The organism is Exiguobacterium aestuarii (assembly GCF_020171655.1).
Classification (GTDB): Bacteria; Bacillota; Bacilli; order Exiguobacteriales; family Exiguobacteriaceae; genus Exiguobacterium; species Exiguobacterium aestuarii_A.
Genome location: NZ_JAIVAC010000001.1, coordinates 492,613 through 514,405, shown reverse-complemented (window position 1 = coordinate 514,405; position 21,793 = coordinate 492,613). Strand labels below are relative to the sequence as shown.

The 21,793-nt window shown below is 47.4% G+C and carries 25 protein-coding genes; all 25 read right to left on the bottom strand.

The features are described 5' to 3' along the window. Positions 1-13 precede the first annotated feature (13 nt). Entirely contained in the window at positions 14-1,264 is a 1,251-nt protein-coding gene (gene rseP, locus LCM29_RS02680) for an RIP metalloprotease RseP (RefSeq protein ID WP_214691840.1), read from the bottom strand. A gap of 3 nt (positions 1,265-1,267) precedes the next feature. Next, positions 1,268-2,425 carry a 1-deoxy-D-xylulose-5-phosphate reductoisomerase gene (dxr, locus tag LCM29_RS02675; RefSeq protein WP_214691839.1) on the bottom strand — a complete coding sequence of 386 codons (1,158 nt, stop codon included), beginning with the start codon at positions 2,423-2,425 and terminating at the stop codon, positions 1,268-1,270. Between the two features lie 14 nt (positions 2,426-2,439). Next, a complete protein-coding gene (locus LCM29_RS02670; protein ID WP_224860696.1) occupies positions 2,440-3,237 on the bottom strand; it encodes a phosphatidate cytidylyltransferase in 798 nt (265 codons plus the stop codon). A gap of 1 nt (position 3,238) precedes the next feature. Then, positions 3,239-3,976 (bottom strand): isoprenyl transferase, encoded by a 738-nt coding sequence (locus tag LCM29_RS02665; protein WP_224860695.1) that lies wholly within the window; start codon positions 3,974-3,976, stop codon positions 3,239-3,241. Between the two features lie 84 nt (positions 3,977-4,060). Continuing rightward, positions 4,061-4,621, bottom strand: a complete 561-nt coding sequence (gene frr, locus LCM29_RS02660) for a ribosome recycling factor (protein ID WP_074034674.1) — start codon at positions 4,619-4,621, stop codon at positions 4,061-4,063. Then, a complete protein-coding gene (gene pyrH, locus LCM29_RS02655) occupies positions 4,618-5,343 on the bottom strand; it encodes a UMP kinase (protein ID WP_214740153.1) in 726 nt (241 codons plus the stop codon). The genes frr and pyrH overlap by 4 nt, the downstream gene beginning before the upstream one ends. 110 nt (positions 5,344-5,453) lie before the next feature. Then, on the bottom strand, positions 5,454-6,335 hold the full coding sequence (gene tsf, locus LCM29_RS02650) for a translation elongation factor Ts (RefSeq protein WP_074034676.1): 882 nt from the start codon (positions 6,333-6,335) through the stop codon (positions 5,454-5,456). A gap of 117 nt (positions 6,336-6,452) precedes the next feature. Then, the gene (gene rpsB / locus LCM29_RS02645) at positions 6,453-7,193 is read right to left on the bottom strand and encodes a 30S ribosomal protein S2 (RefSeq protein WP_015881415.1); all 741 of its coding nucleotides are present in this window, start codon (positions 7,191-7,193) and stop codon (positions 6,453-6,455) included. Positions 7,194-7,345: 152 nt separating this feature from the next. Then, on the bottom strand, positions 7,346-7,735 hold the full coding sequence (locus LCM29_RS02640; RefSeq protein WP_224860693.1) for a hypothetical protein: 390 nt from the start codon (positions 7,733-7,735) through the stop codon (positions 7,346-7,348). A 12-nt stretch (positions 7,736-7,747) separates the two neighbouring features. Further along, positions 7,748-8,518 (bottom strand): FliA/WhiG family RNA polymerase sigma factor, encoded by a 771-nt coding sequence (locus LCM29_RS02635; RefSeq protein ID WP_224860691.1) that lies wholly within the window; start codon positions 8,516-8,518, stop codon positions 7,748-7,750. Between the two features lie 12 nt (positions 8,519-8,530). Further along, positions 8,531-9,016, bottom strand: a complete 486-nt coding sequence (locus tag LCM29_RS02630) for a chemotaxis protein CheD (protein ID WP_074034679.1) — start codon at positions 9,014-9,016, stop codon at positions 8,531-8,533. Beyond that, entirely contained in the window at positions 9,009-9,608 is a 600-nt protein-coding gene (locus tag LCM29_RS02625; protein WP_224860689.1) for a chemotaxis protein CheC, read from the bottom strand. The genes LCM29_RS02630 and LCM29_RS02625 overlap by 8 nt, the downstream gene beginning before the upstream one ends. Then, positions 9,598-10,029, bottom strand: coding sequence for a chemotaxis protein CheW (locus tag LCM29_RS02620; RefSeq protein WP_214783739.1), 432 nt, complete (start codon positions 10,027-10,029; stop codon positions 9,598-9,600). Before LCM29_RS02620 ends, LCM29_RS02625 begins: the two co-directional genes overlap by 11 nt. Positions 10,030-10,041: 12 nt before the next feature. Further along, positions 10,042-12,039 (bottom strand): chemotaxis protein CheA, encoded by a 1,998-nt coding sequence (locus tag LCM29_RS02615; RefSeq protein WP_224860687.1) that lies wholly within the window; start codon positions 12,037-12,039, stop codon positions 10,042-10,044. A 19-nt stretch (positions 12,040-12,058) separates the two neighbouring features. Beyond that, the gene (locus LCM29_RS02610; RefSeq protein ID WP_224860685.1) at positions 12,059-12,898 is read right to left on the bottom strand and encodes a MinD/ParA family protein; all 840 of its coding nucleotides are present in this window, start codon (positions 12,896-12,898) and stop codon (positions 12,059-12,061) included. Continuing rightward, a complete protein-coding gene (locus LCM29_RS02605; protein WP_224860683.1) occupies positions 12,877-13,956 on the bottom strand; it encodes a flagellar biosynthesis protein FlhF in 1,080 nt (359 codons plus the stop codon). Before LCM29_RS02605 ends, LCM29_RS02610 begins: the two co-directional genes overlap by 22 nt. Next, positions 13,957-15,978 (bottom strand): flagellar biosynthesis protein FlhA, encoded by a 2,022-nt coding sequence (flhA, locus tag LCM29_RS02600; RefSeq protein WP_263600777.1) that lies wholly within the window; start codon positions 15,976-15,978, stop codon positions 13,957-13,959. It abuts the gene before it with no gap. 13 nt (positions 15,979-15,991) lie between these two features. After that, positions 15,992-17,086, bottom strand: coding sequence for a flagellar biosynthesis protein FlhB (flhB, locus tag LCM29_RS02595; RefSeq protein ID WP_224860681.1), 1,095 nt, complete (start codon positions 17,084-17,086; stop codon positions 15,992-15,994). After that, the gene (gene fliR, locus LCM29_RS02590) at positions 17,083-17,853 is read right to left on the bottom strand and encodes a flagellar biosynthetic protein FliR (protein ID WP_214745446.1); all 771 of its coding nucleotides are present in this window, start codon (positions 17,851-17,853) and stop codon (positions 17,083-17,085) included. Before fliR ends, flhB begins: the two co-directional genes overlap by 4 nt. Further along, positions 17,850-18,122, bottom strand: coding sequence for a flagellar biosynthesis protein FliQ (gene fliQ, locus LCM29_RS02585; protein ID WP_015881403.1), 273 nt, complete (start codon positions 18,120-18,122; stop codon positions 17,850-17,852). The genes fliR and fliQ overlap by 4 nt, the downstream gene beginning before the upstream one ends. Positions 18,123-18,133: 11 nt before the next feature. Next, positions 18,134-18,799 carry a flagellar type III secretion system pore protein FliP gene (gene fliP, locus LCM29_RS02580; RefSeq protein ID WP_074034688.1) on the bottom strand — a complete coding sequence of 222 codons (666 nt, stop codon included), beginning with the start codon at positions 18,797-18,799 and terminating at the stop codon, positions 18,134-18,136. Then, positions 18,796-19,290, bottom strand: a complete 495-nt coding sequence (locus LCM29_RS02575) for a flagellar biosynthetic protein FliO (RefSeq protein ID WP_074034689.1) — start codon at positions 19,288-19,290, stop codon at positions 18,796-18,798. The genes fliP and LCM29_RS02575 overlap by 4 nt, the downstream gene beginning before the upstream one ends. Beyond that, complete coding sequence (locus LCM29_RS02570; RefSeq protein WP_074034690.1) at positions 19,287-19,652, bottom strand: response regulator; 366 nt, start codon at positions 19,650-19,652, stop codon at positions 19,287-19,289. Before LCM29_RS02570 ends, LCM29_RS02575 begins: the two co-directional genes overlap by 4 nt. Positions 19,653-19,665: 13 nt before the next feature. After that, positions 19,666-20,802, bottom strand: coding sequence for a flagellar motor switch phosphatase FliY (fliY, locus tag LCM29_RS02565; RefSeq protein ID WP_224860679.1), 1,137 nt, complete (start codon positions 20,800-20,802; stop codon positions 19,666-19,668). After that, the gene (gene fliM / locus LCM29_RS02560) at positions 20,799-21,788 is read right to left on the bottom strand and encodes a flagellar motor switch protein FliM (protein WP_074034699.1); all 990 of its coding nucleotides are present in this window, start codon (positions 21,786-21,788) and stop codon (positions 20,799-20,801) included. Before fliM ends, fliY begins: the two co-directional genes overlap by 4 nt. Between the last annotated feature and the right edge of the window lie 5 nt (positions 21,789-21,793).

Below are 21,793 nucleotides of genomic sequence, written 5' to 3'. Positions count from 1 at the left end.
CTCTACAAACAGCTTATTTAAAGAATGATTGAATGTCGTTCCAAGTGACAATCAACATTAAGATCATCAATAAGGCGAACCCGATAAAGTGGACGAATCCTTCCTTTTTCGGATCAATCGGACGCCCTCGTACCGCTTCGAATAAGAGGAAAATCAATCGTCCTCCATCCAATGCCGGAAGTGGGAGCAAGTTGAAGATAGCGAGGTTGACGGAAAGGAGCGCTGTCCAGTTCAACAGCATGATCAAGCCGCTCGCTGCCACTTCATCTGTCATCCGTACGATTCCAACAGGTCCTGCCAACTGATCGACACCAACCTGTCCCGTCACCAAATCACCAACGGCTGAGAAGATGAGGGTGGACATCGTCCACGTCGTCTCAGCACCTGTCGTCACGGCTTTGACCGGTGAACGCTCTAATGCGTTCGTGACACCAAGAATCCCAACCGTTTCTCCATTTTGTTCAACCGCTTGTGGTGTGACAGTGACGGTCGCCTCCTCACCATCACGGACGTACGTGACATCCGTTGGCGTATCGGCGCGGTCAGCTAGAGCCGTGCGCAAGTCGAGCCAATCTGTGACTGGTTCGCCTTCAATCGAAACAATTTCATCTCCACTCATCAACCCTGCCTCATCAGCGGCTGAATCAGGTTGAACGGTACCGATTTGACCATCGTTCGTCGGCGTTCCTTGAACGAGACCCACGATAATGAGCAAGATAAACGCTAAGACAAAATTCATCGCTGGACCGGCTGCAATCGCCAAGACCCGTTTCCATACCGATTGGGCACCGAACGTGCGATCATACGGTGCGATTTGAATTTCCATCCCTTGGTCGACAAGAAGTGTATCCCGTTCTAACGAATAGACACGTACTTCCTCATCGATGAGGAGCTGTACTTTTAATTCATGCGTCGCGTCAAATTTATCGACGGTACCGACGACTTGAACATCCGTAGCGGTGTCCGGCTGAAAATAGACCCGATCCACTGTGCCTTGTTCGGTTAAACGAAGTCCAACGTGTTGCCCTGCGCGTACTTCAATCGGTTCGAAATCTTCCCCAGCCATTTTGACATAGCCACCGATTGGTAAGAGACGGATAGTATAGAGCGTTTCATTTTTACGGAATGAAACAATTTTCGGACCGAATCCGATTGCAAACTCGTGACAGAGAATGCCTGCCCGTTTCGCCATGACGAGGTGTCCCCACTCGTGTACAGAAATGAGAACCCCGAACATCAGGACGATGGCGATAAAAGTCGTCATGATTTATTCCCCACCTTCAATTCCTTGCTGAATCTGTTGACGTACTGCTCGGTCTACTTCTAGAATTTGTGCGAGCGTCGGTTCGGCAATCACTTCATGTTGAGCCATCGCCTCTTCCACGAGTCGTTCAATTTCTAAGAAGGTAATCTGACCGTTTAAGAACAGGTCCACTGCCATCTCATTGGCCGCATTCAGGACTGTCGGCATGGAGCCGCCGATTCTTCCTGCTTCAAACGCTAACCGAAGTGCCGGATAACGGTTGAAATCAGCCTCTTGAAAATGTAGCTTACCGATTTCTTTCAAGTTTAACCGCTTATTCCCCTCAATTTCAAGCCGCTTCGGTTCCGAAAGCGCATAGAGAATCGGTCCCCGCATATCCGGGTTTCCGAGCTGTGCCATCACGGCTGCATCTTTAAATTCGACCATCGAGTGAATAATCGATTCACGATGCAAGATGACTTCAATATCATTATAATCGATATCGAACAGCCAGTGTGCCTCGATCACCTCGAGCCCTTTATTAAACATTGTCGCAGAGTCGATTGTGATCTTAGCCCCCATCGACCAGTTCGGATGATTCAATGCATCTTCAACCGTCACGTCGGCTAATTCTTCCCGCGAACGGTCACGGAAGCTTCCACCAGACGCTGTTAAAATAATTTTTGAAACATCTTCTCTTCGTTCCCCATTCAAACATTGGTAGATGGCAGAATGCTCGCTATCGACCGGTAAAAGTTTAACTCCATGTTCTTTCACGGCCGCCTTGACGAGGTGCCCTGCCGTAACGAGTGTTTCTTTGTTGGCGAGTGCAATATCTTTTCCTGCTTGAATCGCAGCAAGCGTTGGCTCGAGACCGACCGCTCCCACGACTGCTGTCACGACGATATCCGCGCGTTCTGCCGTCGCACACTCTTTGAGACCTTCAGGACCGATGAAATATAGAGGTTCATATGTAAGGCGCGGCTTCAATTGTTCGAGTACCTCGATACTTGTCGCCGACACATATTTTGGTCTAAGTCGATTGATCCATTCCGTGGCAACATCGACGTTCGTGCCGAACGCATACGCCTCTAATTCAAACAGGTCGGGGTGCTGTTCGATGACGTCACATGTCTGCACGCCAATCGAACCTGTCGCCCCAATTAAGCTAATTCGCTTCATCTCGACACTCCTTCTTATAGCAGATTAAACACCCAAATGACGGTAAAGACCGCAATCATACTGTCGAACCGGTCAAGGATTCCTCCATGCCCAGGTAAGAGATGACCTGAATCTTTTACTCCGTACTGACGTTTATAAGCGGATTGTACCAAATCACCGAGCTGTCCGACGACGGCAACGACAATGGCTAAAATAATCACTTCTAATACCGGTAAGATCGGATCGATCCAGACGAAGATGATACCGAGTACAATGGCCGATACAATTCCGCCGATTGCCCCTTCAATCGTCTTATTCGGGCTGATCGATGGCCATAATTTTGCCTTCCCGAACGCTTTCCCAGTGAAATAGGCTCCAGAATCCGTCGCCCAAATCATAAACAAGATGAGCAACACTTTCGACAACCCGTCGTCAGACAGGCGTACGAGTGCGAAACTTGAGAAACCGACGACCAAGTAGACAGCGGATACAAAATAGAACCCAGCATCTTCATACGTGAATCGATTTTTTGTGACGACTGTCCAAAACAGTAATAACACAAGCCCTAATACGAGCCACTGTTCAATCGTGAACGGCATCTCGCCCGTGACGATTCGCGTTTCCAGTAACAACAAGACGAACGGGAAAGCAACGAGGAGCGATGTCACTAAAAATGGGAACGCCAACAGCTTATGTTTTCGCATCAATGTGAATTCGCTCAATCCAATGAGGGCGAGAATCCCCATTAAAGAAACAAAGGCGTTACCACCGAGTGCGATGACGGTAATAAAGATTGCGCCCGCCCATAGGCCTGTAATAATTCGTGTCTTCATGTTACACCCCACCAAAACGTCGCGTGCGCGCGTTGTAAGATTCAATCGCTTCTACAAAATGCTCACGCTTAAATTCCGGCCACAATACTTCTGTGAAGTGGAGTTCAGCATATGCGCTTTGCCAAAGTAAAAAGTTTGACAGTCGTTGTTCACCGCTTGTACGAATGATGAGATCCACATCTTGAACGTGAGTCATGAGTCGTTCACCGATTAACTGATCATCCACGGCGTCTGGTACTATCATACCAGACCGTACATCCTCGGCAATGCTACGCATCGCTTGGACGAGCTCATCCCGACCACCGTAGTTGAGTGCGAAGACGAGTTTCAACCCTGTATTTGTAGCGGTCCGTTCTCTCGCCTGATCGACAGCCTCCCGCGTCTCGCGTGGAAGCTTCGTCGTGTCCCCAGCGACGAGCACCTGAACATTTTGTTCATGAAGTTCTTTCAAATCGGTCTCTAAAAATTGTTTCGGCAACTTCATCAAGAACGAGACTTCCTCTTCCGGACGAGTCCAGTTTTCCGTAGAAAACGCGTAAAGCGTCAGTGATTGAATCCCGAGTTCTTGCGCTGTCCGAACCGCTTCACGGATTGACTTCATCCCTTCTCGGTGACCCATGATGCGAGGGAGACCACGTTTTTTGGCCCAACGTCCATTTCCATCCATGATGATGGCTACGTGCTCAGGAACACTTAATTCTGCCTCGATTTTTGTTTTAGGATTCACCCATTTAAACATTCTGTTATCCTCCTGATTGTATGAAAGAAGGACCCTCTCAGAAAAAGGGTCCCCACACAGCTTTTTGGTATACCACTTCCGTGATTACACTTCCATGATTTCTTTTTCTTTCGTTGCTGCAGATTCATCAATCTTCTTGATATACGAATCCGTCAACGTTTGAACGTCATCTGCATATCCGCGGAGATCGTCTTCTGTTAACTCGCCATCTTTTTCGAGTTTTTTCAAGTTTTCGTTAGCATCACGGCGAACGTTACGGACAGCGACTTTCGCCTCTTCCGCATATTTCTTCGTGATTTTAACCAATTCTTTACGACGTTCTTCCGTCAAGGCAGGAATCGCCAAACGGATGACTGTTCCGTCAGAAGATGGAGACAAGCCGAGGTCTGCCTTTTGAATCGCTTTTTCTACTTCTGAAACCATTGATTTATCCCATGGTTGAATCAAGAGCAAGCGCGCTTCTGGTGTATTGATGTTTGCTACTTGATTGAGTGGTGTCGGAACACCGTAGTAATCAACTTGAACAGGATCCAAAATCGATGCGCTGGCACGGCCAGTGCGAAGCGTACCAAAATCACGTTTCAGTGACGTGTGCGCTTTTTCCATTTTTTCTTCAGCTGTTTGCAATACTTCTTTGACACTCATGAATTGACTCCTCCTACTACCGTCCCGATATGTTCCCCGAGTACGACACGTTTAATGTTACCTTCTTCAAGCAATGAGAATACAATCAATGGAATGTGATTGTCCATACAGAGTGATGTTGCCGTTGAGTCCATGACTTGAAGCCCGTCTTTTAAGACATCAAGATAAGACAACGTATCATATTTCACTGCAGTGGCATCCAATTTCGGATCGGCAGAGTATACGCCGTCCACATTGTTTTTACCCATTAAAATGACATCGGCTTCGATTTCAGCAGCGCGAAGCGCAGCTGTCGTATCCGTTGAGAAATATGGGTTTCCTGTACCCGCTGCAAAGATGACGACGCGACCTTTTTCAAGGTGACGCATTGCACGGCGACGAATGTATGGCTCAGCAACTTGTCGCATTTCAATTGATGTTTGGACACGCGTTTGGACACCGTACGTTTCAAGGCTGTCTTGAAGGGCAAGTGAGTTTAAGACAGTGGCGAGCATTCCCATGTAGTCTGCGTTTGCCCGGTCCATTCCAAGTTCACTACCCGTCTTTCCACGCCAAATGTTTCCGGCACCAACAACCACGGCCACTTCTACACCCATCTCGATCAATTCTTTAATTTGATTTGAGATTGAGTTTACAATGTTAGGGTCAATCCCATAACCTTGATCTCCAGCGAGCGCTTCTCCACTCAATTTTAACACAATTCGTTTATATTTCGGTTCCATAACTTTGCCTCCTCTTGCTTGAAAAAAGGGAACACGCTCCCTTAACGAACTAACTCAAGGTTATAAAGACGTGTTCCCAATTTTGAATGCATCATATACGATGACGCAGATTATTTTTTAAGTTGGTTCATAACTTCTTCAGCAAAGTTCTCTTCACGTTTCTCCATACCTTCTCCTACTTCGAAGCGTACGAATGAGTTGACTTTCCCGCCTTTAGATTCTACATACTTACCAACTTTGAAGTCGCCGTCTTTTACGAACGTTTGGTCTACGAGGCAGATTTCCTCGAAGTACTTGTTCATGCGACCAGCAATCATCTTCTCAACGATGTTAGCAGGTTTGCCTTCGTTAAGAGCTTGCTCAGTCAAGACTTTCTTCTCACGGTCGATTTCTTCAGCTGATACTTCATCGCGTGTCGCGTAAAGTGGACGTGCTGCTGCAACGTGCATTGCAACGTCTTTTGCAACTGTTTCGTCAGACGTGCCGTCGATTACGACTACAGAACCGATGCGACCACCCATGTGGAGGTACGTACCGAATACAGCGTCGTCAGCTTTTTCAAGAACAGCCACACGGCGGAGTGAGATTTTCTCTCCGATTGTAGAAGCTTCTTCTTGGATGTACGTTTCAAGCGTTTTGCCTGCTTCGTAATCAGCTGCGAGTGCTGCTTCTGCAGTTGTTGCGCCTGAAGCGAGTACTGCTTTTGCTACGTTGTTGACGAGTGTTTGGAACTTCTCGTTCTTCGCAACGAAGTCTGTTTCTGAGTTGATTTCGACGAGCACAGCTTTGTTGCCTTCAACTGCTACTGCTGTCAAACCTTCAGCGGCGATACGATCACCTTTTGCTGCTGCTTTAGCGATTCCTTTTTCGCGAAGGAAGTCGATTGCTGCTTGCATGTCACCGTCTGTTTCAACGAGTGCTTTTTTGCAATCGAGCATTCCTGCTCCTGTTTTTTCACGAAGTTCTTTTACCATTGCTGCTGTAACTGCCATCGGAAATTCCTCCTTGTAAAACTTACGAATTTTAAGAAAAAGCACGAGGCTTTTTGAATACTTGTCCTAAAAAAAGGTGATAAAAGGCTTTCCCTTTATCACCTATTGTCTCACTGATTACTCAGCTTCTGTAGCTTCAGCTTCTGTCGCTACAGCTTCTTCAGCAACTTCTTCTTCACCTTGCTTCGCTTCGATGATTGCGTCTGCCATTTTCGAAGTGAGCAATTTAACTGCACGAATTGCATCGTCGTTCGCTGGGATAACGTAGTCGATTTCATCTGGGTCACAGTTTGTGTCGACAATCGCAACGATTGGGATGTTCAATTTGTGAGCTTCCGCGATTGCGATACGCTCTTTACGTGGGTCAACGATGAAGAGGGCGTCAGGCACACCAGGCATATCCTTGATTCCGCCGAGGAACTTCTCAAGACGAGTCATTTCTTTTTTCAAGATGATGACTTCTTTCTTAGGAAGTACTTCGAACGTGCCGTCTTCTTCCATTTTTTCGAGTTGCTTCAAGCGGTTAATACGCTTTTTGATTGTTGAGAAGTTAGTGAGTGTTCCACCCAACCAACGCTCGTTAATGAAGAACATACCAGAACGGATTGCTTCTTCTTTGATTGTATCTTGAGCTTGTTTTTTCGTACCTACGAAGAGGACGTTTCCGCCTTCTGCCGCGAGTTCACGAACAAAGTTGTAAGCTTCGTCTACTTTTTTGACCGTTTTTTGAAGGTCGATGATGTAGATCCCGTTACGCTCTGTGAAGATGTATTTCGCCATTTTTGGGTTCCAACGGCGTGTTTGGTGACCGAAGTGTACACCAGCTTCAAGCAATTGCTTCATTGAAATTACTGCCATGATAAATTTCCTCCTTGTGGTTTAAAAAAGTCCTCCGCCTCGTTCATTGTTGTATTCCGACCTTTCGGCACCGAGGAATATCATCCCGAGACGTGTGTGATGTGTTTAACACCGAGAACTACTATAGCATATGTCACGAAATCCGGCAACTCTCACTTTTTGCGAAGTTTCGCATATAGCGCGAGTTCACCTTCCCCTTTTCCGAGGATGCGTGCCGCGTCTCGAACCGAGTGGCGCAGTAACACATCGTCTACGTCAATTGACGGTTTTGACTTGTCTTCATCTAAGTCGTTTGACACGACATCCGCTTTTGTTTCAACGGGCACGGACACATCCTCCTGATGAACGTCCACTTTACGCTCTACCGGTTCTTTCGTGACAAGGTCGTTCATCGACTCCATGAACGAGAGAAGCAACGTCTCCGTCTCCTGTTTCTCTCGTTCGAGCCGCTCAACCCGTTCTTGTAACGTCTGGACTTGACGGTACCCGAATAAAAAACCGTAAGCAACCAAACAAGCCGTTACTACATACACAATATACACTTGTTCATCTCCTCACGATGTCTTTTCTTCTAAATAGGACCGTCCAAGCGCTTGTTTCAACGTCTTCAAGGCCTTTGAATGAATTTGAGAAATGCGGGAAGTCGATAGTTCGAGCACTTCCCCAATCTCAGTCAATGTCAATTCATCAAAATAAAATAACGATACAACGAGCCGTTCTTTTTCCGATAGATGGTCCACTTCTGTCGCGAGCACGTCAATCAACTCTCGTTGAAGGAGTGTGTCTTCCGGTTTTTCGGAGTCCGGGTCGAAGTACGTGACTGACATGACTTTGCCTTCCTCTTGTAACGTCACGGCCTCGTCGATCGACAACATGTTGGCGAAATACCCTTCTGCCATCGTTCGTTCGATTTCTGAAATAGGAAGATCACAAGCAGTCGCCAACTCATTCTTCGTCGGAGCGCGATGAAGTGATTGCTCAAGTTGTTCTGCTACCTGATCGATTTTTTTCACTTTCTCACGAACCGAACGAGGTAACCAGTCTACTTTGCGCAATCCATCGATAATGGCTCCTCGAATTCGAAACGCAGCGTACGTATCAAATTTATTATTATGCTCTGGATCATATTTCATAAGGGCATCGTACAATCCCATGTAACCCAAACTTTTCAATTCGTCGCGTTCGACGCTCTTTGGAAGCGTCACGATCATCCGTTGTACGTGGTAGTGGATGAGAAACTCGTAATGTGTTAGTAATTCGTTTGCTGTATCCATATCACGGTCCGTATTCCAGCGATCCCACAACTGTGTAAGATGAGTCGTCATGTCGATCCCCCCTTATAGTTCTTTCGTACCTACGCTCACCGTCCGAATCGATAAGACCGATGTCGCAACATCGAACTCAATCGTCCGTCCGTTATGACCGCCACAATCTTCGGCCACGAGCGGAATCCGATGAACCTTTAATGCTTGACGAATCGCCTCGGCGTTCCGTTCGCCGATTCGCATCGCTTCATTCTCATATTTGAATTGAAACATTTGTGCCCCACCAGCCATTTTTGCTTGTAACCGCGTCGCTCCCTCTCGTTTGAGAGAACGGACGAGCGTATCGATGGCTGTGTCCGCATATTTTCCTACTTCAATCGCTTGATTCTTCCGCGCAATGGTCGAGTCGGGTAACATGACATGCGCCATCGCTGCCAATTGGAGACGAGTGTCATATAAGATGACACCTACGCACGAACCAAGTCCGGCTGTCCGTAACCGATTCGGTGCCGTCGTTTGTTTCCATTCGGCGATGCCGATTTTTAATACGTCAGCCATTGCCAAGCAACCGTTCTTGAATGCGTTTGAGCGAACCATGTGTTGGTAGGAACAACACATGTCCTGCACTTACTTTTTGATCAATCATAAAGGTCGTATCGATATACAGTGCGGCGTCTTCCTCGGGTTGAACCGATGTGACGACAAACTCGACGATTGATCCTGCCATATCGATGGCGGTTGCCGGTACTTGAATCATGATTGGAGTCTGCAACCAATCCCCTAATGCACGTGCGTACGCCCCACTCATAATATTCCCGACCTCTTCCCAGGCCGATTGTCCGAGTTCATCACCAGATTGGAACGAGAATGGCATGCTGATCAGTGTCGACACCATCTGCTCGGCGTCCTCAACGGCAAATAAAATAAGAATCATGCCGCGAATCTCACCATCTAACTCGAGTAGCACCGAAGCGACGTGTCGCTCCGGACCCCCCACTCGATCAGGTAAATACGAGATCGGCTCCATTTCAGCCGAGGAGACCGTGATATTCACCGGTTTGGCTAACATGGCGGATAACGCAGTAGCCGCATGACCAGACCCTATATTTCCCAGTTCCTTTAACAAGTCTTGCTCAAACTCACTCAGCATACTGTTCCTCAAACAACGCATTCGCATCGAGAAGTGAGAAGAGTTTATCTTCCCCTTTAGCGATTGCTGTCAAGTGTGCTGCGATCATGTCGCGACTCGATTCAGGAATCGGTTCAATCCGCACTTCATCACTTTCGACCACTTCGTTTGCGCGGTCGACGATGAAACCCGCATCCCCTTGATTCAATGATGCGATTAAAATACGCGTCTCATCCGTCGGTTCGATTTCTTCATAACCGAGGCGTAAACGAAGGTCGATGACCGGTGTGACGACACCTCGAAGATTGATGACCCCTTTCACGTGTGACGGGGCGTTCGGGACGCGTGTGATCGGCTGAAGCCGCTCGATTGAACGGACCGACTGCACATCGATCCCGTACGTATTTTCTTCAAGTGAAAAGACTACCCATTTCTGTTCCATCCAAATTCCTCCTTAAAAGAGATCATTACTATCTACGATAAGGGCGACGCGACCGTCACCAAGTATGGTCGCACCTGAGATAGCTGGAATCCCTTCAAGATACGTACCGAGCGGTTTCATGACAATTTCTTGTTGACCAATCAAATCGTTGACGACGACGCCGACGAGTTTGTTTCCTTTTCGAACGACGACGACCGGGAATTGGGATTTCGTCTCTGATTCGATCCCAAACATTTCTTTTAAGTAGACGAGTGGAACCAATTGCCCACGGAAATCAAAGACGCGCTCACGATGCGCCGTCAAAATATCCGCTTCATCAAGTAAGGTTGTCTCAAGAATCGATGACAACGGAATCGCATACGATTCCTCGCCGACTTGTACGAGCATGGCCGAGATGATGGAGAGGGTGAGTGGCAAGCTGACCTGGAATTTTGTTCCTTGTCCCGCGACCGTCTCTAATGAAACGACACCACCGAGCGACTCGATTTTATTTTTGACGACATCGAGTCCGACACCACGACCTGAAAGGTCCGTTACCACATCTGCTGTCGAGAAGCCTGGGGCGAAGATCAGCATCGCCAGCTCGTTCTCAGACATCATGGTCGCCTCTTCATCCGAAATGACGCCACGTTCTAATGCTTTCGAGCGAACTTTGTCGACATTGATGCCGGCACCATCATCCTCAATTTCAATGAAGACGCGGTTACCGCCATGATAAGCGCGGAGGGCTAGCATGCCTTGTTCCGGCTTGCCTGCTTTCACGCGAACTTCAGGGCGTTCGATTCCATGATCGATTGCATTCCGAATCAAGTGAACGAGCGGGTCGCCAATTTCATCGATGACCGTCCGATCAAGTTCTGTCTCCGCACCCGAAATATCCAATTGAACTTTCTTATGAATTTCTTTCGCGACCGAGCGAACCATGCGTGGGAAGCGATTGAACACTTGCTCAATCGGCATCATGCGAAGTGTCAAGACGAGAGATTGCAGTTCGTTCGTACCCCGCTTGATTTTTTCAACCGTTTCATTCAATTCTGGTTGCCCCACCTCGTCAGCGAGTCGTTCCAAACGCCCACGATCGATGATAAATTCTTCGAACAAGTTCATGAGACGATCGATTCGTTCCAAGTTGACACGAATCGTCTTCGCTTGTGCCTGGGCCGCAACTTGTTCTTTCGTATCTTTCGTTTCTTTTTCTTCCTGGTCTGCAGCTGTCTGCACTACTGGTTCTGGGACTACCGCTTCGGCTGTCACTGCGACTTCTGGTTCGCTTTCTGACGCCACTGTGAACACATTGACTTCGACACGTTCCACTTCCGATACTTGGGCGATGGCGTGTTCGATGACTTCCGCTGTCTCTTGTGAGAGGAACAAGACGTCAAACGACAAGTCGAATTGCTCTTGTTCAATTTCTTCTGTTTCCGGATGTGTCCGTACCACTTCACCGAGTTCTTGAAGGCGATCAAACACCATGTAAGCCCGAGCCGCTTTTAAGACGACAGCGTCTGATAGTTTTACAGTGATTTGATACGCTTCAAACCCAGTTTGTTTCGCCTGGTCGATTACTGAATTCGTATAAAGGTCGACTTCGAATGTATTTGACTCTTTTACCTCAGTAACCACAACCTCTTTTCCACCGATAAACGATTGGAAGGCAGCGACCGTTTCAGAAACGTCCACGTTCGCACCTCGTCCGCCGTTCTCAATGTCAGCAATCATGTCCTCCATCTGTTCCATCGCGATGAACATCGTGTCCAACAAAAGTTGGTTGCTTTCTTTTTTACCGCCACGCACAAGGTCGAGTGCACTTTCCATCTCATGCGTCAAATTGGCCACGTGTTCGTACCCCATCGTCGAGGACATCCCTTTTAACGTATGCGCAGACCGGAAAATCTCTTGAACGACATCCGCCCCACCCGACTGTTCTAACTTAAGTAACTGTGTGTTGATTGATTGGATATGTTCTTGGGATTCATCTAAAAACAACCCTAAGTATTCGTTCACGTCCATCTTCTTTGCCTCCCTGTCGTTATACTCGGTTCCATTGTTTCCGTAAGTTCCCCATCAAACGGTCCATCAAGTGACGTGGTTTTGGAGGCGTTCCCGTAAGCGTTGTCAAAATTCGTTCGAGTCGCCAGCTAATATCACTTTTTCGATTGTATTGATAAAACGGGACTTGTGCGATGACTGCCTTTCGGACTGAAGGGTCATCCGGTAAAAATCCGAGGAATCGAATCGTCTTATTTAAGAACTGCTTGCATGCGACTTCCATCCGTTCGAAACATTGCAGTGCTTCCTCTCCAGACTGCGCTCGGTTCACGATGACGCCGAGTGGTAAGTCGGGATATTGATGATGCACTAGTTTTGTATATGCGTATCCGTCCATGAGCGAAGTTGGTTCCGGTGTTAAAATCAAAAACATTTCATCACACCCCGCAATAAATTGCAGGGAGGTGTCCGTCGCCCCCGCGCCCATATCGAAGAGGACGTAATCATATGCGGTCAGTACTTCGAGTTCTCGCATGAGAAATTGCATGTCATCATCTGAGAGATGGACGAGTTGCTCTTGTCCACTCCCTCCATGTAATATATCGACACCATGCACATTTTTCTGAACAGCTGCAGCCAATGGAATACGAGCTTTTACGGACTCGATCATCGTTCTCGACTTCATTGCGTTCATCAAGATATGGACGTTGGCCATGCCGATATCAAAGTCGACAATCAACACCCGTTTCCCGAGTTCCGAAAGGGCGATGGCCGTGTTGACGCAAACGTTCGTCTTTCCAACGCCGCCTTTCCCGCTCGCAAAAGCGATGGTCGTCGGATGGACATCATTGATTGCTCTTAAACGCCTTGCTTGGTCCATCTTGCCCACCCTTCTTTCTCGAACAGCCGTTTCGTCAATGCCTCCGCATCTCCTCGAATCAAATCATCTGGCACTTCTTGACCGTCTGTCATCCATGCGACAGGCAAGTCACTCTTTTTCACCATTCGATACATCGCGTGGATGTCACTCGTCTCATCCGCTTTTGTGAAGATGAGCGAACTGAGGGGGAGTGATTCGAATTGGGAATAAATCATGTCCATATCTTTCATTTTGGATGTCAAACTCAATACAAGCGAGAGACTCGTTTCCGTGAAGTCATGATGTTCGTGAAATTGTTCCACGTAGGCTGGGTCTCGGAAATTTCGACCTGCCGTGTCGATCAATACAATATCTTTTCGGGCAAATAATTGCTTCGCTCGCTTAAAGTCATGAAAGTCATACGCTACTTCAACGGGGATACTCATAATTTCTGCATACGTCTTCAACTGTTCGATGGCCGCAATTCGATACGTATCTGTCGTAATCAGTCCGACCGTTTTGCCTTCTGTTAATTTGAAATGCGCAGCTAGCTTGGCAAGGGTCGTCGTTTTCCCGACACCCGTCGGTCCAACGAGCATGACATAACGCTTCGCTTCAGGTGGGTCAATAAAGGATGACTTGACTTGCTCATACACGAATCGTTCGGCTACCTCTACTGATTTCGTCGTATAGTACAGCTCGTTCAACGTCTCTTCCCATGACTCTTCTGCGAACGACTCTGTCGAAAGTAACGCGTCAATGTGTTGCAGTGACGAGTGGAGCCTTGGTGCTGTCCCTCCTACCATACGAGGTGTTGACGGTACTTGAGGTGATGGCGTTGGTGCAGATGCAGGTGCTGACGTCGGCTCTGGTCGAACCGAGTCGGGTCGCCTTGGCTTCGTGACCGCCTTCTCTTTTTCGAGTGCGGCGATGACTTCCACTTGTTTCGAAGCGAATAAACCAAACCATCCGGTCTTTACTTGCCGCGAATTGAGGATGACCGCTTCATCACCTAGCTCTTGCTTCACTTTCGTCATCGCCTCAGCCATCGTTTTCGCTGTAAATTTTTTAATTTGCATTTAAATCACCCCAATACTTTTCACTTCGACGGAACTGAGTAACTCGTTATAGGCTAAAACAGGCACATCTGGATAGTATCGTTCTAGCAATTGTCGGACGAACAATCGAATCGTTGGTGAACATAAAATCACCGCTGACGCACCGTAGCGTTCGAACATCGACAATTGTTCTCCCGTACGCTCGATGATCTCACGTGCTTGCTCCGGATCGAGCGCCAAATAGTTCCCAAACTCGGTCTTCTGTACGGCATCTTGAACGGTCTGTTCCGTCTGACCACCTAACGTAACCACATACAATGGACCTTCTGGTGGCTTGACTTGATCGGTCAGCTGACGTGACAATCCTTGGCGACAATATTCCCCGAGGATTTCTGCATCTTTCGTTACCTTTCCGTAGTCTGCCATCGTCTCGAACAAGAGAGGCAAGTTTCGAATCGATACGTTCTCTTGTAATAAATGACGTAGCACTTTTTGAATCTCACCGATTGAAAGGACTGAAGGCGTGACATCTTCTACAAGAACCGGATGAGTTTCCTTCAAGTGCTCGACAAGTTGTTTCGTTTCTTCACGACCGAGTAAATCGGCGGCATGTTTTTTCAGCGTTTCGGTCAAATGTGTCGCGACAACGGATGGTGGGTCTACGACCGTATACCCACTCATTTCAGCTCGCGTCCGTGTCTCCTCATCAATCCAAAGGGCAGGAAGTCCGAATGCCGGTTCCGTCGTTTCAATTCCATATACTTCTGGGTCTTCAATCCCTGGGCTCATCGCCAAGTAGTGGTCGAGTAACAACTCCCCTTCTGCAACGACGTTTCCTTTCACCTTGATGCGATACGCGTTCGGTGAGAGTTGCAAATGGTCGCGAATACGAACCGTCGGCAAGATGAAGCCGAGTTCGAGTGCAAGCTGACGACGAATCATGACGACACGATCTAACAAGTCACCGCCTTGTGACTCATCCGCAAGAGGAATCAAGCCGTATCCGAACTCGAATTCAATCGAATCGATTTGTAAGAGCGAGACAACAGATTCTGTCGGAGCCATCGAAGGTTCTTCTTCCATGATCGGTTCCTCCGTCGCCTGCCGGATGTTTCGTCGCATCGTATAAGCTCCGAAGAACGCCGTACCTGCGATGATCATCGTCACTGGAATAAGTGGAGGTGACACGAATCCGAGCAAAAAGACGATGCCGCCTGCGATATAGAGAAGCGATGGGTTTTGACCGAGCTGGTCGATGACATCTTCCCCTAAATTGCCGTCTGAGACGGCACGGGTCACGATGATCCCGGTCGCTGTTGAAATCAAGAGTGCCGGAATTTGACTGACAAGTCCGTCCCCGATCGTCATGAGCGAGAACGTTTGGAACGCCTCCCCGACCGGTAGTCCCATTTGAACGACGCCGATGATGATTCCGAAGATCAAGTTAATCGTCACGATGATGATTCCGGCGATGGCATCCCCTTTGACGAACTTGGATGCCCCATCCATCGAACCGTAGAAGTCCGCCTCACTTTGAATTTTACGGCGACGCATCTGCGCTTCCTTGTCATCAATCAATCCGGAGTTCAAGTCAGCATCGATGGCCATCTGTTTCCCTGGCATCGCATCGAGTGTGAAGCGGGCGGATACCTCAGATACACGCTCGGCACCTTTTGTGATGACGACGAACTGAATGATGACGAGAATCAGGAAGACGACGAATCCGACAAGGACATTTCCTCCGATGACGAAGTCACCAAACGTCGCAATGACTTCCCCTCCATACCCGTTTGAGAGGATCGAGCGGGTCGTCGATACGTTCAATCCGAGACGAAACAACGTCACAATCAATAAGAGAGAAGGGAATACGGAGAAGTCGAGCGCTTCTCTGGCATTCATCGCCACAAGTAAGATCATGAGGGCGATTAAAATATTTACGATGATTAAAAAGTCTAATAAAAAGCCTGGTAACGGGATGATCAGCATGATGACAATCATCAAGACACCAATCAAAACTGCAAAGTCTTTCGCTTTTACTGCCAACACATACTCCTCCTCAAGACGGTTGCTTCATTTGATAGACGAACGCGAGCACTTCCGCGATTGCTTGATAGAATGATTCGTCCACCACTTCTCCAATATCGATTTGTGCGTAAAGCGCACGTGCGAGCGGCTTGTTCTCTACAATCGCCACATCGTGCTCTTTTGCGACATCTCGAATATGAAAGGCGACTCGGTCGACCCCTTTTGCGACAACGAGCGGCGCAAAATCTTTCGTGTCATCGTAGCGGATGACGATCGCGTAATGGGTCGGGTTTGTGATGACGACGTCGGCATTCGGAATTTCTTGCATCATCCGTCGCATCGCCATTTCCCGTTGTTGCTGCTTAATCTTGGATTTGATGAGTGGGTCACCTTCCGAGTTTTTATACTCGTCTTTAATGTCTTGCTTTGACATTCGAATCGATTTTTCGAAATCAAATCGTTGATAAAAAAAGTCAAGCAATGCGAGTGCGAGCAAGGCGACACTTACCCAGAGCCCAAGCTCAATCGTGATACCCGCAAGCGCGACAATGGATTCTCGAATCTGCTCGACGGCCATACGGGACAATTCTTTTTGGTTTTGCCAAAGGACAGCAACAGCGGTTGTCAGGATAATCAAAAATTTGAATAAGGACTTTAAAAATTCGACGACCGCTTTCATGCTGACAATCCGTTTCACCCCTTTAATCGGGTCGATCCGTTCGAGCTTTGGCTGGATTGCTTCCAAAGAAAAGAGCGTTCCAACTTGTAAATAGTTGATGAGAATCCCGAACACGACAGCGACGATGAAGAATGGAGCCAAAATCAATCCGACTCGAAGCATCAAGTCGATGACCATACCCGACATGCCCTCAGATACATTGAAGAGTAAATATTGCGGGCTGAGTAAATCTCCGATGAGTGATAGCAGCTGTTGCCCAATCATCGGTCCGAAAAAAGATAGCATGAGAAACATGGCAAAGAGTGCAAATGCCCCCGTCAAATCCGCTGATTTGGCGACTTGCCCTTTCTTTCGTGAATCCTCTCGCTTACGCGGTGTCGCTTTTTCTGTTTTTTCACCTGCAAAAAACTGCAAGTTGACCGATAAAGGATATAGAGACTTCTTCATGAGGCATCTCCTAGTATGAGCATAAAGTCGTGCATCACATCTTGTAATAGCGGAATGAACTGACTAATTCCTGTCAATGTCAATCCCATTAACAACACCATGACGGCAAATCCGGCAATGAGTTTAAACGAAAAGCCGATGGCAAAGATATTGAACTGTGGCGCCGATTTCGCTAAAAAACCAAGTGCCAAATCGACCAGCAGTAATGATGCCATCATCGGCAAAGCCAATTGTAAGGCGACCATCATCGTCATCGTAACGACTTTCACTGCCATCATGAGTGAAGCTTCCGTGAAGTTAATCATCGGTTGACCAGGTGGATAGATTTGAAAACTGTAATATATACCGTCAATCAGGAGTAAATGTAAATTACTCGTCAATAAAATGAACAGCGTAAAAATATAATAAAATCGTCCAATTAGTGGCGACTGTCCGCCAAACATCGGATCATATGCGGAAGCCATCGCCAAACCGAGTTGAAGATCGATGACCCCACCGGCAATCTGCGGAGCAAAAAAGAGAATATTAATCAATAGACCGAGTAACAGTCCAATCATGACTTCATAGACAACTTGCAGGACGAACGCATTCGTCATCACGATTGGCTCAGTCAATGTGAACATTGCGTAATACGCTAAAAACGCGCTGAATCCGACGCGATGCATAACCGGCAACTGTCTCGTCGAGAACAGAGGGACACTGACAAAAAAGCCAGAAAGTCGCGCAAACGTAAGACCGTACATACTGATGAAGTCGACCGCATTCATTTCGACGCAACCTCGACCATCAGCTCAAAAATCAGTCGCGTAAATCCTTCAATTTGTTGAAGCATCCATGGTCCGAAGATGACGAGACCGATGAAGACCGAAATGATTTTTGGAACGAACGAAAGCGTCTGTTCTTGAATTTGAGTCGTGGCCTGTAAAATCGAGATCACGAGACCGACAATCAGTGAAATGAGTAGCAATGGCATTGAAATTTTTAATAATGTCCACACACTCTCTGTTGCCAAGTAAATGACCATTTCTTGTGTCATGTCCGTTCCCCCTACATACTTCTAAGCAATGATTCCACAATTAAGTGCCAGCCATCGACCAATACAAATAACAATAATTTAAACGGCAATGCGATCATGACCGGTGGTAACATCATCATCCCCATCGACATGAGGACACTCGCGACGACCATATCGATAATTAAAAATGGCAAGAAAATCATGAATCCGATTTGAAAGGCTGTCTTCAATTCACTAATCGCATAAGCCGGGACAAGCGCGAGAAGTGGTACATCATCAAGTGATTCAGGTTGCTCGTAGTTCCCATACTTCAAAAAGAGTTGCAAATCTTCTTGTCTCGTATATTTCGACATGAATTCTTTCATCGTTCCGCTCGCTTCATCAAACGCTTCATCTTGTGAGATTTTATCATCGAGATAAGGTTTTAATGCGTTCTCATTCAAATCAGAGAGAACGGGAGACATGACGAACAATGTAATGAACAAGGCCAATCCGACAATCAACTGGTTTGGCGGTGTTTGCTGTGTACCGAGCGCCGGTCGAATGAAAGATAAGACGACGACGACACGTGTGAAGCACGTCATCAAAATTAAAAAAGATGGTGCAAGTGTCAATAACGTCAGTAAAATCAAGAGTTTGATCGATGTAGATGTACTGTCTGGTGTCTCTAAATTTATTAATTGCTCAAACGTTGTCATGACTTCTTCCTCACTTCTTCTAGTTGAGCAAGTTGTTTCTTAAAGGTATCCAAAAATGCATTCGAATTCGCCGTTCGGAGTGATAAAGGCTCTGACTGCTCTTCGTCCATCGTTTCCGCATCGAGCCGATCAATCAATTGTATCGATTCCCCGACGCCGAGGACATAGACTTGATCTCCAAGCTTCACGAGTTGGACGGAACGGTCTTTTCCGAGTGGGACGCCTCCGAGATGTTTCATATGCTGAGTCGCTTTCACACCTTGTGTTTTGGAACCGAGCCAACGCATCAAGACGATGAAACCGCCGACCACGACTACGAGACTCAACACGACTTTCACGCCATTCCCAATCGTTGACGCTGTCGTTGGAACGTTACTTTCCAATTCTTCTGTCTGTTTTTGCTCGAATTGTTGGTCTACGGTGGCGGCCTCAACCGTGGTCGGAATATAAAGACCGACCACGAGAAGAATAATCAACCACCATTTCTTCATTGTGCGACCGTTTTAGAAACCGCTTCGATGACGCGCTCTGCGTTGAACGGTTTGACGATGAAGTCTTTCGCACCTGCTTGAATCGCATCGATGACCATCGCTTGTTGCCCCATCGCTGAACACATGATGACTTTTGCGTTCGAGTCGAAACTACGAATCTCTTTCAATGCTGCAAGTCCGTCCATCTCTGGCATCGTGATATCAAGTGTGACGAGGTCCGGTGTGAGCTCACGATATTTCACGACCGCGTCAGCTCCGTTTTCTGCCTCACCTACTACGTCATATCCGTTCTTTGTCAAAATATCCTTGATCATCATACGCATGAACGCTGCGTCGTCTACTACTAATACTTTTGCACTCATTCTAATTTCCTCCTTAAACGATTCCAATCCGCTCATGCGGTTGAATAATTTCTGTTACACGTACCCCAAAGTTTTCTTCAATGACAACTACTTCTCCTCTAGCAATCCGCTGTTGGTTGACGTAAATATCAACCGGTTCGCCTGCTAGCTTGTCGAGTTCGATGATTGAACCTTGTGATAGCTCGAGTACTTCCCGGACAGATTTTTTCGTTCTGCCTAGTTCGACGGTTACGTTCAACGGAACGTCATACAGTAACCCTAAGTTCGCCGGCACGGACTCTTGCGGAGCCGGTGATTGGAGCGGCATGAATTCTGCTTGGCTTACCGCGACCTCTGGCATCGATTTTTGCTTTTCCGGTTGTGGTTGTGGTTGCGCCTGTGGTTGTGCCTGTGGTTGCGCCTGTGGCTGAGGTTTCGGTGCCTCGGCTTTCGGCTGTTCTTTTACAGGCTCCACTGCCGTTTGTGCCTCACCAGTCGCTTTCATCAATTCGTCGACCAACTGTTTTCCAAATTGAATTGGTGCAATTTGAACAATTGTTGAATCAATCAAATTACCGACTTTGAGATTGAACTCAATGAGCACCATTGTCTCCCAAAGTTCGAGGCGGTCGATAATGGTTTGGTTCTTCGTCGCATCAAACACCTCGACAAGTGGTGGAGAAATGTCAATCTTCTTCGAGAACACCGTCGATAAAGATGTCGCGGCAGCACCCATCATCTGGTTCATCGCTTCTTGAACAGCTGATAAGCGAATCTCATCAAGGCTTTCAGGATCGACGTTCTCTCCCGTTCCACCTAACATGAGATCAGAGATGATGGCCGCATCTTCGCGAGTCAAGACGAGGACGTTTTCACCCTTTATCCCTTCCGTGTAACCGACACGTAACGCCACATGAGGCGTCGGATAACGTTCACGCAACTCTTCGATTCTCACTTCACTGACAACCGGTGTCGTAATTTCTACTTTTTGTTGTAGCAACGTCGACAATGCCGTTGCAGAATTCCCAAACGAGATGTTTCCGATTTCTCCGAGAGCATCGCTTTCCATCGAATCTAGGTGCTCTTCTTTTTCCGCCTTTGGCGTCGGCGTACTGTCGCTTGTCCCACGTAGTAACGCGTCAATTTCATCTTGTGACAGCATTTCACTCATTGCTCTTCCTCCTTCACACGGTGAAGCACCTGAACCGCCATCCGCTTCCCGCTCACACCGACTTGCCCTTTAAATACTTTATTCTCCCCTACCATGATGGATAGAGGTTCTTTCGCCACTTGATCAAGTGCCAAACAGTCCCCAACTTCAAGGTGCAACAGATCACCAAACGTGATTGTCGTTTCTCCTAGTAACGAGACGACCTCGACCGTCGAGTTCATCAACTGGGCTTTGAGTGGTTCTTTGCTTGACTCACTCGCATTACGACGATTCGCCTCCTGCATCCAGTAATGACTCGACAACTTTGACAAGACCGGTTCGATTGTCACGAATGGAAGACAAACGTTGATCGTTCCGCTCACTTCGCCGATTGTCACTCCGATCGAGATGAGGACGACCGTCTCGTTTGGTGAAACGAGCTGTAGAAACTGCGGATTTACTTCCACTGCAGACATTTCCGCCTTAATTTCCGCAATCGATTCCCACGCGTCTCCATACGTTGAAAAGGCACGCTTATACAATTGCGTCAAAATACGCATCTCGATTTCGGTGAACGATTCAATTTTGTCCATCTCGACACCAGGACCGCCGAGTAAACGATCGAGCATCGCATAAGAAATGTTCGGATTGACCTCGATGATGAATCGTCCGTTTAACGGTGGCGCTTCAATCAAGTTGATCATCGTCATACTCGGAATAGAATGAATAAATTCATCGTACGGTAATTGTTCGACCGAGTTGACGGAAAACTGAACATATGTGCGAAGTTGGGCCGAGAAGAACGTCGTTAACATGCGAGTGAAGTGCTCGTGAATTCGAGTCAAACTGCGAATCTGATCTTTTGAAAATCGGACGGCTCGCTTGAAGTCGTATTGCCGAACTTTCTTTTCTTCCTCTTGTGCAAGAAAGGAATCCGCTTCGACATCCCCACTGCTTAGTGCAGATAGTAAGGCATCAATTTCTTGTTGAGACAGTACTTCTCCCATGATGC

Coding starts and splice junctions, on each gene's coding strand:
- LCM29_RS02620 (WP_214783739.1), bottom strand. CDS start 10,029: ATGGAACAGAAATGGGTAGTCTTTTCACTTGAAGAAAATACGTACGGG.
- LCM29_RS02570 (WP_074034690.1), bottom strand. CDS start 19,652: ATGAGTGCAAAAGTATTAGTAGTAGACGACGCAGCGTTCATGCGTATG.
- pyrH (WP_214740153.1), bottom strand. CDS start 5,343: ATGGAACCGAAATATAAACGAATTGTGTTAAAATTGAGTGGAGAAGCG.
- fliP (WP_074034688.1), bottom strand. CDS start 18,799: ATGACAACGTTTGAGCAATTAATAAATTTAGAGACACCAGACAGTACA.
- tsf (WP_074034676.1), bottom strand. CDS start 6,335: ATGGCAGTTACAGCAGCAATGGTAAAAGAACTTCGTGAAAAAACAGGA.
- rseP (WP_214691840.1), bottom strand. CDS start 1,264: ATGACGACTTTTATCGCCATCGTCCTGATGTTCGGGGTTCTCATTTCT.
- fliM (WP_074034699.1), bottom strand. CDS start 21,788: ATGGGAGAAGTACTGTCTCAACAAGAAATTGATGCCTTACTATCTGCA.
- fliY (WP_224860679.1), bottom strand. CDS start 20,802: ATGAGTGAAATGCTGTCACAAGATGAAATTGACGCGTTACTACGTGGG.
- LCM29_RS02610 (WP_224860685.1), bottom strand. CDS start 12,898: ATGGACCAAGCAAGGCGTTTAAGAGCAATCAATGATGTCCATCCGACG.
- frr (WP_074034674.1), bottom strand. CDS start 4,621: ATGAGTGTCAAAGAAGTATTGCAAACAGCTGAAGAAAAAATGGAAAAA.
- LCM29_RS02575 (WP_074034689.1), bottom strand. CDS start 19,290: ATGAAGAAATGGTGGTTGATTATTCTTCTCGTGGTCGGTCTTTATATT.
- rpsB (WP_015881415.1), bottom strand. CDS start 7,193: ATGGCAGTAATTTCAATGAAGCAATTGCTTGAAGCTGGTGTACACTTC.
- LCM29_RS02630 (WP_074034679.1), bottom strand. CDS start 9,016: ATGGCTGACGTATTAAAAATCGGCATCGCCGAATGGAAACAAACGACG.
- dxr (WP_214691839.1), bottom strand. CDS start 2,425: ATGAAGCGAATTAGCTTAATTGGGGCGACAGGTTCGATTGGCGTGCAG.
- fliR (WP_214745446.1), bottom strand. CDS start 17,853: ATGAATGCGGTCGACTTCATCAGTATGTACGGTCTTACGTTTGCGCGA.
- LCM29_RS02670 (WP_224860696.1), bottom strand. CDS start 3,237: ATGAAGACACGAATTATTACAGGCCTATGGGCGGGCGCAATCTTTATT.
- LCM29_RS02665 (WP_224860695.1), bottom strand. CDS start 3,976: ATGTTTAAATGGGTGAATCCTAAAACAAAAATCGAGGCAGAATTAAGT.
- LCM29_RS02615 (WP_224860687.1), bottom strand. CDS start 12,039: ATGGACGTGAACGAATACTTAGGGTTGTTTTTAGATGAATCCCAAGAA.
- LCM29_RS02625 (WP_224860689.1), bottom strand. CDS start 9,608: ATGCTGAGTGAGTTTGAGCAAGACTTGTTAAAGGAACTGGGAAATATA.
- flhB (WP_224860681.1), bottom strand. CDS start 17,086: ATGAAGAAGTCTCTATATCCTTTATCGGTCAACTTGCAGTTTTTTGCA.
- fliQ (WP_015881403.1), bottom strand. CDS start 18,122: ATGACACAAGAAATGGTCATTTACTTGGCAACAGAGAGTGTGTGGACA.
- LCM29_RS02605 (WP_224860683.1), bottom strand. CDS start 13,956: ATGCAAATTAAAAAATTTACAGCGAAAACGATGGCTGAGGCGATGACG.
- LCM29_RS02635 (WP_224860691.1), bottom strand. CDS start 8,518: ATGACGACTCATCTTACACAGTTGTGGGATCGCTGGAATACGGACCGT.